We start from the raw sequence: 14,504 nt of genomic DNA, 5'->3' as shown, positions 1-14,504 counted from the left end.
TTGACCTTATCAACTTACTTAATAGAGATTATTCCATAATATAGCGTAAACCTGGTTTCACGATGGAATCGTGTCAACAGCCCTTATCAATCCTGCCCGACTATAAAAATAAGGATGCACAGAAGTAACCCTTACCGTGCATCCCCTAAACTTTACCTATTGAAACTTTCTACCTTAAAAAATATCTTTATTCCTGTGTCAAATCCACTGCATAGTTCGCACGTTTACCGGACGGGAACATACCACTCAGGAACAATACCTGATCCGGTGACTGAGTTGCAGCTTTCAGCACATCCTCCAAATCATTTACGGATTTGACAGGCTGCCCATTCGCTTTCAGAATGATGAAACCTTTACGGATACCGGCAGCTTTCATCTTACCATCTGTCACCCCTGTGACTTCCACACCATATCCCAAATTCAATTGTCTCTTCAATTCCTGAGAAACTTCACGGAACGCTGCGCCCAAGATATCCATACCCGCACTCTTCACCACTTTTGTTGTTCCTTGTGCGTTCTTCAAGGTCATCTCGATATTCTTTTCTTTCTTGTCACGCAATACCTTGACAGTCACTTTATCACCCGGACGGTGCTTAGCCAAACCTTCCTGTAATTCTGCAAAGTTCTTCACACGTTTCCCGTCAATACCGATAATGACATCGTCCACTTCCAAGTTACCGGCTGCTGAACCTCCTTCGATCACCTCAGCTATCAGCACACCATCAGTAGCGCCCAGTTCCTTCACTTTCTTCTTGATATCTTCCGGCATCATCTGCTGGTCGTCATTAATAGGAGTACCCTTGATGCCCAATACCGCACGCTGGACGGTTCCATATTCTTTCAAGTCGGCTATCACCTTCTTCATAATGCTGGTAGGGATGGCAAAACCACAACCGGAATAAGCTCCTGTCGGTGAATAAAGCACCGAGTTGATTCCTACCAACTCTCCCTTTGCATTGACCAATGCCCCGCCACTGTTACCTTGGTTAATAGCGGCATCCGTCTGGATGAACGACTCCACACCTTGATTATATACGCCCAAAGAACGTGCCTTGGCGCTCACAATACCGGCGGTCACTGTAGATGTCATATTGAACGGATTACCTACAGCCAATACCCACTCACCCACTTTCAAGGCTTCCGAGTCGCCTACAGGAATAGTGGGAAGCTCATCCGCTTCAATTTTAACCAACGCTAAATCCGTGCTGGGGTCTGTACCGATTACACGTCCCTTATATTCACGTCCGTCATTCAGTTTGACACTGATCACATCAGCATTATCAATTACATGGTTGTTCGTCACAATGTATCCATCTTTCGAGATGATCACTCCAGAACCGAAGCCCACTCTTTCAGGAGTCTGTACTTGGCGCTGCTGACCACCGCCTCTGCCATTTCCAAAAATATCACCAAAGAAATCATAGAACGGATCGCGAACGGTAACCGTCTGAGTTTTTGACTCTTGAGTTGACTTTATATGAACTACTGCATGCACTGAGTTTTCCGCTGCCTGAGTCAAATCCACCGGTTGCATTTGGGTGGCGTCCAGCGCGGCGAGTCTTGTATTCGGATTTTGTTGGAACACATCATTAAAGGCCACGCTTTTGTTCGGCTCGGGTTTCAACATAGAATAAGTCGTTACTCCTGCTACACCTGCGCTGACTGCTACTATTGCTGCTGCGCCTAGTACCATTTTAGTTGCTTGTTTCATAACTTAATATCTATTAATTTGTTAATTTCAAGTTTGGTTTAACATTTCTGACGCTAATGTAATGACAAATATTGTACGGTTGTACCGTTTGTCAGAGATTTTTTTCCTCTTTTAACACAGACAGATAAGCACTTAACAGGGGTTAACCGCAGAATCTGCCAAATTTGCATTCATTATCAATAGCTGACAGACAGCTAGATGACACTGTGTACAACTTGCCTCATCTCTTACCGGTGCTCTAATTTATTTATGAACAAGCAAAAGTTCCCCTTTAATGCTTCCACATTTGTTCACACGGGAAATCTTCCACTTCTGGACCACCCTTTTAATATTTGTTAAACACTTGTTTTTATTCGTTCACTTTCCGAATTAATCGTACATTTGTTTTATCACAAGCATCATAGCTATATAATAAAGAAGAGCATAAAATCAACCATGGACAGAAATCTTAAGAGCATTTGTATAAACCATATACAACGATTGTTGATATATACCTGTGTATTTACAATCTTTTCAGCCACCAGTAAAGCTAACAATGCACAAAAAAAGACTGAAAGTGAAGAATATGTGCTGATTTTAAACAGCTATAATGAATCCTCTCCATGGAGTAACAGCATTACCACGCCTATCGTTCATAAAATAGCAGAAATAGAAAAGATGAATGCCTATATAGAACACCTGAATTTATTTATGGTAAGCGACTCCACAAAAATAGAAAAATTCTCAGAAGCCCTTTTTTCCAGATACGGTTCCACCCCTCCCCGTCTGTTGTTCTTTGTAGGAAGCATGAGCCTGATTTTCAGAGAAGAAATACAAGCTTTATGGGGTGACGTGCCTGCGATTGTCTGTGGAGCAGACCCCTATGTATATCATGAGGAATTCTACAGGCAGAGGGATATGGTAAGCCCCAACGAAAGGACGCACATGAGCGAACTGGCCAAAGAATATAATTTCACCTATATGCACACCCCCGTCTATTTGGAAGAGAGTGTGAAACTGATGCAACGGATGATTCCCGGCATGAAAAAACTAGTGTTTCTAGGAGACGGTATTTACCCCAATCCGGAATATGACAAACAATTGCAGAAGGTGATCAAAGAAAAATACCCACAAATGGATTACGAATACATCTCTTCACGTACCAATACTTTACATCAGTTATATAATGCAGTACGTAAGACAGACAAAACTACAGGAATTCTGGCATCCACCTGGTTTACCGAATCATTCATCTCAAGCAATATGCTGATCAATGCCTACAGAAGCATTTCCAGCATATCAGTCCCGCTGTTCACCATTCGCTATGCAGGAATGGACGACGGAGGCATGGTAGGAGGATATATGTATAACGAACAAGTCTTCACCAAGCAATTATTGAAAACAACCGATGACATTCTCAACGGGAAAAAAGCGAGTGACATCCCTTTTTATGAACCTAAAGAAGCACACCCCACCTTCAATTATACCAGACTCATCAATAAAGGGCTTAATCCTAAACGATGCCCCGACAACACTATTTTCTATGATAAGCCTGTCAATTTTCTGAATAAATACAAATGGATTATCCTGATTATATTCATAGCTTTCATACTGGTAGCTATAGCGCAACAAAAACGCATACAAATGCTGAAAGCACTGAGACGAGCTCAGCAAAAAGAAATAGAGACGAACGCACAATACACCCATCTAGTAGACAATATGCCTATTCTCTATATGAAGGAAGAAGTTATATGGGACAAAGAAGGGAATATTGCAGATGGCATTTATCGGGATGTCAACCATTACTTCGAACGATGTTTCTTCAAAAAATCTGAGATAATAGGAAAAAGAACTTCCGAAATCTTCCCAGAGGCTTTACCAGAATTCGCCCATTTCATGGGAATCACCTTAAAAGAAAAAAAATCAATCACATTCCCGTTTTATTTCAAGACCATCAATACCTTTTATGACGTTGTTCTGAATTGTTCCACCGAACCGGATATGGTGGACGTGTTCTGCATGGACAGCACCGAACTGCACAATGCACAGCAAATGCTGAGCGCCACAAACCATAAACTCTCCATGGCACTGGACGTGGCAAATATCGTACCTTGGAAATGGAATCTGAAAGACCATACCATCTTGTGCGACCTCAACCGCCCCATAGCCATGGCCGCTATGCCGGGTGATATCAGTGAAGAGCAACTGAGCGTTTCGGACGAGCAATATTTCGCCAAGATTATCAAGGAAGACCGTCCACGGGTGATGCAGGCCTATCGCGACCTGGCAGACGGGAAAATAGAGAAAGTAAAAGAAGAATATCGTGTAATAGCCAATGACGAAAAGCAATGGAAAATAGACTGGATAGAGGCACAAGCGGCCGTGGAAAGCAAAGATGAGAATGGAATGCCGCTTACGCTGGTAGGCTCTTCGCTGGTCATAACCGAACGAAAGAAAATGGAGGACGAGCTTCTCTCAGCCAAAGACCGTGCTGAGGAGTCCAACCGGTTGAAATCAGCTTTCCTTGCCAATATGAGTCACGAGATACGCACTCCGCTAAATGCGATCATCGGCTTTTCAAATATCCTTGCCACTGCAGAGGAAGAACAGGAAAAACAGGAATATATCAATATCATTGAAAGCAACAATACATTACTGCTGCAATTAATCAGTGACATACTGGACTTGTCAAAGATAGAAGCCGGCACATTGGAATTCTGTTATTCCAACGTGGAACTGAATGAAATTATTTCCGAAATCGAGAGTGTGATCCGTTATCGGACAGAAGCTCACGGAATTCAACTGGTTGCACAAAAAGGACTCCCCTCCTGCCCCATAAAGACGGAGAAGAACCGCCTGATGCAAGTCTTGAATAATTTACTGAACAATGCCAGCAAGTTTACCTCACAAGGAAGCATCACCTTCGGCTACGAACTACGCGGCAGAGAACTTTATTTCTATGTAAAAGATACCGGCTGCGGTATTCCGGCAGACAAAGCAAATTCCATTTTCGGACGTTTCGTAAAACTTAACTCCTTTATACAGGGTACAGGATTGGGATTATCCATCTGCCAAACGATTGTAGAACACATGGGAGGACATATCGGTGTAGAGTCTGAAGAAGGGAAAGGATCTACTTTCTGGTTCACCATCCCCTATCAACCAGCCGGAACGGATAACAAAAAGGAAGATATGCATCAACCCATCTCCGTACAGAAAGACAAACTGACCATTCTGATTGCCGAAGACAATGAAAGCAATTACCGGCTGTTCCAGTCTATCTTAAAACGAAACTATAACTTGATTCATGCTTGGGATGGAAAAGAAGCCGTCAATCTGTATAAGACCCATCATCCTCAAATAATTCTGATGGATATCAATATGCCGGTGATGGATGGTTATGAAGCAACCCGGGAAATACGAAAACTGTCCTTGGATGTACCTATCATCGCTGTTACGGCTTTCGCCTATGCCAGTGACGAGCAACGGGTTATGGAAAACGGATTCGACGGCTATATGGCCAAACCCATCAGCGCCCCACTACTGAGACAGCAGATCGCCGCCCTATTGCAGAAACGCATTATCTTGTTATAGACTGTAGTTTGATATTTCAGAGACGACTCCTTTACTTACTTGCAAAGATAGCTAACAGAGTTAGCACTTAGTCATAATACCAGTTGACTCTTTCAAACGTTATCTTTTTGCCGGATTGGCAAGAAAAGACTCCCCCTTGCTTACCTTCACAGGCTATGCAAGAGGGAGATTTTGCACTAACTCTTAACCTAATAAATAAACGACAAAATCACTCTTCATATTTTATAGCTCCGGCAGGCAGTTTCTCGCCTTTCTCACCAAAGCTCTTCAATGAGTTTTCCGGCTCAATGGTTACTTTACTTTCATCCAGCATGTTCCGGTCAAGGCCGAACATGTCTATAAAGAAATCATAAACCGCATTCCGCTTGTTCGGACCGAAATCATGACGTTCTTGCGGCAAATGTACATTGCTCACCTTGTCCGTCGCACCATAAAAACCGTAGATGCGTTGCAGGTAAGGATATTCCAAACGGGGGACCGTGGCTGTCCAGTCTCCTCCATCGGAAACCACCAACAGGGGACGCGGGGCAAACAGAGCGGCCAGTTCCGCATTGCAAGTTCCTCCACCTGCCAACTGGATGGGCTTGCCACTTTCACACGGGCAGCCGCCATCAAAATGAGAAGCCAGACTGACCACAGGGGCGGCAGCCGTAAAACGGTCGTCCAGGACAGTGAGCAACACGGCCTGTGTTCCTCCGCCGGAACCACCGTTCACACCAATGCGGGTAGGGTCTATATCTTTACGATGTGCCAGCATATAGTCCAGTATCAATATTCCGTTCATAGCCTGAATGGTGTGCGCATCGGCAGTGTGGTGCGCCTTTCCTCCTACCTGCAAGGCGGATTCCCCCCAACCATACAGGTCATAATCCACGCAGACAGCCCCCATACGTGCCAGTGTCGCCATGCGCTGCTGCTGGTCTTTGCGGTAACGTCCTTGTCCGAAATGTCCGTTGGGACAGATTATCAGCGCATGTTTGCCCCTGGTGCGGGGAGCATAAACTGAACCGCAGACATAAAGCCCCGGCAAGGTTTCCAATGCAAAGTTCTGCACGGTATAGCCATCAAATTTGCGTATTTTGGAAAGAACAGGCTTCGCATCCTTCACTGTTTTCCCCAGCATATCATCCAGTCCCAGACGTTGGCGCACCTCTTTGCGGAGAATCTCCCTGCGCTGTTCCCATTGACCTTTGTCACTATATAGACCGCCAAGGTATGCCAGCATTTTTTCTCCGTCGGCATCCGTGCGGCGGGCGTATTCGTAGGGTTTCAGCTTGTACACCTTGTCACTTTGCTTTACGAATTTATAATCGAAGGGGGAAAGCACATTGGTCAGCGTTTCCTCCAACGAATAGGGCCGGATACGGAAATCGGCATACGGAAGCACACGCCCCACCGTATCCACGTCATATTTCAAGCGGACCTGGAAACGGGCGGCAACGTCATTCAACACATCGGATAACGGACGTGCGAACCGGGTTTCATAAGTTTGTGCAGATGCAGCGGAAAAAGAGAGTGCCGCCATGCACCATAATAGTTGTTTCTTCATCGGGAAGTCTATTTTATTTCTTTACCATCCACATACACATCATCCAGCACCAAGTCCTTGCAGTCTTCAAAAACACAGCGTTGCTTGGCATTCTGAATATACACATCACGCATCACAATACCGGTAATAGGCGCTTCGGGCAGGCCCACCACCATAATGGGGGTATTTACATCACGGACCGTCACACCCGACACATAGATATTGCGAAATTCCGGAGTACGGTCACTCTTCGGTTCGGCAGGCATCTTGCTGTATTTCAGATTGAGGACGATAGCCTCTTTCTTGATGTTACGCATCACAATATTGCTTACCCGGATATCTTCTACGATACCTCCGCGGCCACGGGTGGATTTCAAACGAATCCCCCGGTCGGTTCCGTCAAAGACACAATTGCTGATGGTTACTTTCTTCACTCCTCCGCTCATCTCGCTGCCGATAACCACACCACCGTGTCCGCTCAACATGGTGCAATTGGTAATCGTGATATTCTCGCAAGGAACGCCCAGTTTACGCGCTTGCAGGTCACGTCCTGATTTGATGGTGATGCAGTCGTCGCCTACCGAAATGTGGCAGTCGCTGATATGTACGTTCTTACAAGACTCAGGGTTGATGCCGTCCGTATTGGGGGAAGGCACATTGTGGATGGTAATGCCCTTAATGGTCACATTATCGCAAAACTCAGGGTTTACGGTCCAGAAGGGAGAGTTGATAATCTTCACGCCCTCTACCCGTACATTCTTGCAACGGATGGGATGTATGAAAGGAGGACGGAAGAAACGACGGTCCAATGTGCCGTGCCAGTCTTCGTTGGTTTCGGCGTAAAGGGCTTTCAGGTCGTTTTCCTTCTCGAACATGGGCTGGTACTTGTTGATGTTTCTCTTGCCGTTGTCCCGGAGGTCTACAAGGACGCGGAAAAATTCCGTCCACCATGCTTTGCCCTGTCCGTCCAGTGTCCCTTCACCCTTGATGGTGATGTTCTCTGCATCCACGGCATAAATCAGCGGTTGGAAACTTTTCATCATGATTCCCTCATGGCGCACTTCCACATAAGGGAGGAAGTCGTCAAAGTTCTCCGAGAATTTCAAGGTGGCTCCTGCTTCCAGTTCCAGAGTGATGTTGCTTTTCATGTGGATGGAACCGGTGAGATAAGTTCCTGCGGGGAAAAAGAGGGTTCCTCCACCATGAGCGTTCAGGCGGTCGATGGTGGAATTAATCAATGCTGTGTTCAGTTTCCTGCCTTGCACATCGGCACCTGCCTGCTGCATATCCACACGCTCCGCATGCAGAAAAGACAGACAGCAAACACATAGTAACAGACTTAAAAAGGTACGTTTATTCATATCGTTTATCGTTCATTATTTTATTTTAGTTTTACCAAATACCCCAAGGGGCTTTTCCTATGAAAGCTGCGTTTATTTCTTAAAGGTATAAGTTCCGCTTTCCACTATCTTCGGCTCTTTTTCATCGGGGAAGAATACGCGTGCCGTACACCCTACAGGTATCGTTACTTTCAATGTAAAGACTCCATTCTCGCGGGTCCAGTCTACCACTACCTTTCCGTACAAGGTTTCGGTAGAGGCACGGACGTATGTCAAATCGCCTACCGGCCGGGGACGTATTTCTATTTCCTTCATTCCCGGTTTTCCCTCAACGGTGCGGATACCCGCCAGCGAGTTGAAGAACCATTCATCAATCTGCCCCATCATAAAGTGATTCCACGAAGAACCTTGCCGCGGGTCCCATTGCTCGGTCAGCGTGGTAGCTCCGAATTTCAGCTGGAAACCATAGCCGGGTGCTTCTTCATGGTTGTGCATGGTGTACATCAGCTCATTCAACCCGTTACGCGCCAAAGTCTGGAACAGGTAACGGTTACCCACATCACCGGTGGTCAGCCGGTTGCCGTGGCGTTTTATATCCGCTACCAGGTTATCAAGCACCGCCTGTCTGTCATCGGCGGGAACCATTCCGAGGAACAAAGGCAAGGCATTGCTGCACTGGCTTCCCGTACCATACTGACGAGTGTCCTTGTGATAAAACTCCCGATGGAATGCCTCATTGATTTCCTCGCTCAAACGGGTGTAACAGGCCACATCATACCGGTTGTCCAGCATACGCGCAGCTTCCGTCAAATAGCGTACAACCATATAATAATGGGCGGTAGCCACCAGAGGAACAGGCGTATTACGCGAGAAACCGGCCCGGAAATCTCCATAATCATACCAGTCACCCAATCCGAAAGAAACAATTCCATTGTCGGCACGGGTAGTGAGGTAATCAATGTAACGGCGCATTCCGTTATAATATTTTCTGATCAATGAATCATCCCCATACGTATCATAATACATGAAGGGTAATACCACAAAGGTACATCCCCATTCGGGAGATTCGGCAAAATCACGCAAATCGGACTCGAATACCACATATTCCGGAGCAGTAGTAGGAACCGCGCCGTTGGCATGCTGCGCATCGGCTATGTTCTGAAGAGTCTGAGGGACAAAGCCCGTCAAATCATAATTGTACAGCAAACCGGGACCGCATAAATGATCCTGTTCCAGCCAGCCCAGTTTCTCCCGGTGCGGACAATCCGTAAACACAGACTGCATGTTGCTTCGCACCGCTTTCTCTATCAATCGGTGGGCCTCATTGAAGATGCGGTTGGAGCATTCGAAAGTGGATATTTTAGGAGCCGAGTTATAAACAAAGCACGACTGTATCTTCTGGATCACCGGAAGACGGAGGGGATTCTTCTGCCCTTTCAGCACAGCGCCTTCCACCTGAATATACCGGAAGCCATAGTAGGAGAAACGGGGATGCCAAGTCTCCATTCCTTCCCCTTTCAAAGTATATTCATAATAATGCTGCCGGCCGGTCTGACGCTGATTGCAAGCTCCCTCGTCCGTCAGGGATTCGGATACAAGCAAGGTTATTTTCTGCCCTTTCTTTCCACGGACGGTAATTTCGGGGAAACCGGCCAGGTTCTGTCCCATATCCAGCACAAAGGCAGACGGGTCCACCGTCCGTTTGGTTGACTTGCAGGCGGTTGTTATCTGTTCAGCGGTGAGCTTGGTCACTTTCCGGATATCATAACGCTCCATGATCTTCACCGGTTGCGCTATCTGCGGACGAAGCACCCCTTTGGGGGCTTCCTGAATCACGACAGGACCCCAACCCTGCTCTTTAAAACCGAACATGTTCCAGCCTTTCTGCTCACGGCGGGCGTCATAATCTTCTCCGCCATAGATGCAATTGAACAGTACGGGACTGAAATCGTACTTCCAGTCCTTGCCGGAAACAATCGTTTCACTGGTTCCGTCTTCATAATTCACCACCATCCGGAAACGAAGCGTGGGAGCGCCGAAACTGATTTGCAGTTTACGATAGCGGCCGCCTTGCACATTGTAAAATCCATTTCCCAGCAGGACTCCGATGGCGTTACCGCCTTTCTTCACTTGCGAGGTGACATCATAAGTATTATAATAGACACTTTTGTCATAGTCGCTCCATAGAGGGGCAAATTCGCTGTCTCCCACTTTTTCTCCATTCAGCGAAAATTCATAAAAGCCCAAACCACATACATATGCCGTGGCGTCTTTCACTTTCTTTGCCACATGGAACTCGCGGCGCAGATAAATACTTTTCTTTGCCAAAGTATCCACAGCAGCCCAGGCGGCCTTTGCCTCAGGCTTTTTCAGTTCACTGCCATGATATTTCCGGCCTTCGGGTAAATGAGCGTCTTTACGGGTAATGGCCCCAATCCATTCACTGCCGGCGAAAGCCGCTTCGGAAGTCAGGATACTGAAATCAGAGGATTCGCTCCAGGCTGAAGGCGTATCAGCCTCATCCCAGACACGAACACGCCAAGTATAATGCCTGTCCTTCTCCAAGGCCGCATCCGCACAGGAAACCAACTGGCTTTGAGCGGATTTTATTTTGCCGCTGTTCCAGACTACTTTTCCTGCCCATACATCCCGAACCTCTATCTCATAAGCAGTCTGCCGCGTGCCATTTTCCGGCGAACTCATCTGCCATCCCAGACGGGGGGTGTCAGAGGTAGTTACCAGTCCTTCCTGCATTTCACAAGTCAGGCGGGTAATAGTGATGTCCTTCGCCTGTACGGCGAAAGACATCACTAACAAAGCGGCTATTAAGAATTTTCTATAATTCATTTTTCTTTCAACAGTCTATTTATTATCTTAAGATATCCCCTTTATTCAAATTTATAGCACATTCTCACAAAGAACACGGGTCAATGTATCGGCATGTCCCACTTCCTTTCCATCCACATAGATATGCAGACCTTTTCCACGCTGGTAACGGCTGCCGTCCTTATCCCACAAAATAGTGAGGTTACGGCCATGATACAACACATTATCCAAACAGAAATAATCCCATTTTCCTTCGGGAATCAACGGATTCACCTCCACTGTGTTATCCATGCGCGGCCGGAGTCCTATCAAACCGGTAATCATCAAATCATTAAAAGTAGAATGATTGTAATAACGGCTGCGTTCCTGATCTCCTTTCAACCAATAACCGGTCACCTCATCCAGATACTCGCCTATGTAGGGGCGGCCACGGTGATGTTGCGACTCCACATAGCGTTCCATTTGATGGAAATACACGCTATCTGTCAATACAGTCTGAGGATAATTATTCATGAAATTGGCCATTGCAGTCAAAGTCTGTGCAGATGCAAACGGCCAGATAGCCCCATCCCATTCACACTTACCTACGCCATGCGTGCGGAACTCAGGGTGACGGCGCTCGGCAGTGGTAAGTCCGTAAGGTGCGGAAAAACCTTTCTCGTCCATCACTTCCTTCCATGCCACAGTGTATTTGGAAGAAGCATCCGGCAAATTGAAATACCAAGGGATGTAGCCGATAGCCTCGCGTACCTCGGCGGACGCATCTCCACGCATCGTTTCAAAGAAATGGTGGTCTGTGTTCCACAACTTATCCTGTACCAATGTCTGAATGGAGTCGGCTTTCAATCCATATTTCATGGCCATGCCCTCATCTCCTGTCATGATGCCGATAAGAGAAAGCGCTTTGGCGTTGCCATACATATAACTATTGATAGTAGGACGGGCATATTGCTTACGACGGCCTCCGCTGATGGATTCTTCCATGCCATCCTGCACATCACCCTGCCAGTAAAGTCCATTGGGCAGGCGGTTTGTCTTTTCCCAACGGGCATATTCCGCTTCCAAATCCTTTACCATATCCAACAAGAACTCCTTGTTTCCATCGACCATGTAACGTCCCAGTACCGCATCCGCATTCCACGAGCTGAACTTGGTCATTTTGGCCATCGGGCCGCCTTCGTTCCCCCGATACCAAGTATGGATAATCTGATTCAAGTATTCCGGATTACGCAACCAGCGGCTCTCATAAATATGATGACCGATGGCACAAGCTATCAGATTGTATTTATCGGCATACGAACGGTTTACCAAAAATTCGGTCATACCATAGCCCACCGGAGTTTCCTTGATGTGCTTGTGCAACGTCCACCAACGATAATAATACATTTCCTCGAAGTTCTTTTGAGAGCACTCGAAAAGAGGAATGTTTTCTTCCATCCATTGAGATGCGCGGGCATTGGGAATAGCCTGGGCTATATTCTCATCCTCCATGCTGTTGAAATAATCCACATAGGGCTTGAAATCCTTATATTTCAAGAAGGCCGCACCTGCATCCTTATCAGCAGAAGCCGTCTTAAAGTTGGCTATACGATAAGTGCACAAGGGTTCCTGCTCACCCGCATCCGGCAGAATGCCATACCAGTCCGCCGGAGTATCCACCGTAGGATAAGTCCGTTGCGCTCCGGTGCGGAACATCACTCTCTCAATGGCCGGAACGGGTGCAAAGAACATACGTTGCCCCACTTTCTTTCCATCCACATAGACAATTACCATGCGGTTGGCAACAGAGAGTTCCACTTCCACCTTATATGCCTTACCCGGTTCATACTTCAACAAATTACCAAACCGCGCACCTCCTTTGGCGCGGAAAAGTCCATCGGGAGTCAGTTCCAGACGGGAACAGGCAATGCCGTTTTCATCCAAAAATTCTATCTGCAAAAGTCCTTTATCGTTCTGTTCCGCCATCAGTTCGAAAGAAACTTTCAGTTCTTTTGTGACAGGTATCTTACGCTCCACACGGGCATAATCGAATAAGTCCTTGTCTTGCAGCACCAGCCATTTTCCATCCAGTGATACGGGAGCCCACTGCAAGGAATACAAATTCCAGTCAGTCAGTTCACTCAAATCTTTGTAGCCAGCAAAATCGTCGTCAGCATGCTCGCTGGCGTGTGCGCGGACAGGCACAGGAATATGAGACACCCACATATCCTCTTTATTCATACTGTAAGTCACCCATAAATCACCATCGGGAGGAGTCCCGTTACCTTCCTGAATACCCCGTACATACTGAGGACCGAATGATTTATAATTACCTCCGTAACGCATCGGTGTAATCTCGCCGTGCACCAGGTTCAAGGTCGTATATTCCAGCCCGTCCTTACTCAGCGAAATAGCCAGTGGCCAGCGGAACTCGGAAGGATTATACACCGTGGCGTATGTACCGTCACTCAAACGTTGCCCCCAGATCTTCGCATTACTGTTTACGAAACCTTTCGCACGTTCCACCGGTTGCGCCCATGTGTTCCCGCCATCCTCGCTGATGGAAGTCAGGGCGTGTTTCCACAGGCTTACCAAACGGCCGTCGGGCAAGGTATAGTCACAATATGCTTTGTATTCTTTGTTTAAAGGAATCAGCGGGTCATTGCGGTCGGCTTCCTCCACCCATTGCATGCGGTAGCGGGGATTGTCCAGAATCTCCTGACAGGCTTTTACAAATTCCTTGTCTTTACTGCGCTTGAAATAAGGATAAGAGGTATTCTTTTCATTGAACGCATGGTTATAATAAATGAAATAAATGGGGCCGAAGGAACCGTCCTTTTTAATTTCGCGAACCACACGGCCTATTCCGTTCCCGTCATTCGGGTCATCTTTCTTGTCCAGTGCCACGCCATAGTTCCCCATAGCTATCAGTCTGCCGCTCTTTGACACATAAAAGCCTACACGCTGATGCATGATGGCATCCAGATCTTTCGCCTTGTCTGTGCGTCCGGGCTTGGTATAGCCATCGGGAACCCGGTAGATAGGGAAAAGGGTCACCGGGTTTGTCCAGTGATAACCGTCTTTCGAGGTCATCAGGAAAGTTTGTGAGGGAGGAATATGCTCGTCCGAAGGATCGGAAAGATAATGCATATAGAATTGTCCGTTCCAATAAGCCAACATGGACTGATGATTGTATGTCCATCCATTGCCATTATCGGGTGCAGGGTGTTCCCGGTTGGCACGCATCACCTGAATATTGTGTACTCCTACCACGGGTGACAATTGCCCGTCATGATAGGTAGGGTTAGACAGCTCCGTGCCTGTATAGTGTACTCTATCTTGCGCCGACACCGAAAGCGCCAGCGAACAGGCTGCTGCAAAGGTAAAAAGTTGTTTCAGTTCCATTTATTTTCTTCTATGTTGTTTTTCCATCTATTAAAATGAGGTTTCTCTTCAGCTTGATTGGCCTGCAAACAAGCAAAGCCCTACAAAATTACGAATTTCTTCGTTTCCCGATAAAAGCTTCGGGCTTTAAAAAAAGACGAAA

At 46.8% G+C, this 14,504-nt stretch carries 6 protein-coding genes; 1 reads left to right on the top strand and 5 read right to left on the bottom strand.

The window, feature by feature from the left end:
* Positions 1-187 precede the first annotated feature (187 nt).
* Positions 188-1,711, bottom strand: coding sequence for a Do family serine endopeptidase (locus tag ACYQ0C_RS08275; protein WP_016276312.1), 1,524 nt, complete (start codon positions 1,709-1,711; stop codon positions 188-190).
* Between the two features lie 435 nt (positions 1,712-2,146).
* On the opposite strand from ACYQ0C_RS08275, the gene ACYQ0C_RS08270 reads away from it, so the two are divergent.
* Complete coding sequence (locus ACYQ0C_RS08270; RefSeq protein ID WP_016276311.1) at positions 2,147-5,284, top strand: ATP-binding protein; 3,138 nt, start codon at positions 2,147-2,149, stop codon at positions 5,282-5,284.
* A 208-nt stretch (positions 5,285-5,492) separates the two neighbouring features.
* Here ACYQ0C_RS08270 and ACYQ0C_RS08265 read toward each other — a convergent pair whose 3' ends face one another.
* The 4 genes from ACYQ0C_RS08265 to ACYQ0C_RS08250 form a co-directional block, all read right to left on the bottom strand.
* Entirely contained in the window at positions 5,493-6,833 is a 1,341-nt protein-coding gene (locus ACYQ0C_RS08265; RefSeq protein WP_016276310.1) for an alpha/beta hydrolase family protein, read from the bottom strand.
* Positions 6,834-6,841: 8 nt separating this feature from the next.
* Complete coding sequence (locus tag ACYQ0C_RS08260; protein WP_016276309.1) at positions 6,842-8,173, bottom strand: glycoside hydrolase family 28 protein; 1,332 nt, start codon at positions 8,171-8,173, stop codon at positions 6,842-6,844.
* 72 nt (positions 8,174-8,245) lie between these two features.
* Complete coding sequence (locus ACYQ0C_RS08255; RefSeq protein WP_016276308.1) at positions 8,246-10,999, bottom strand: glycoside hydrolase family 78 protein; 2,754 nt, start codon at positions 10,997-10,999, stop codon at positions 8,246-8,248.
* Positions 11,000-11,050: 51 nt separating this feature from the next.
* Entirely contained in the window at positions 11,051-14,362 is a 3,312-nt protein-coding gene (locus ACYQ0C_RS08250) for an MGH1-like glycoside hydrolase domain-containing protein (protein WP_257464246.1), read from the bottom strand.
* Between the last annotated feature and the right edge of the window lie 142 nt (positions 14,363-14,504).

The sequence above is a fragment of the Phocaeicola sartorii JCM 17136 = DSM 21941 genome (assembly GCF_054653615.1).
Note: the sequence above shows the minus strand (reverse complement) of the source record. Positions and strands in the feature narration are given on the sequence as shown.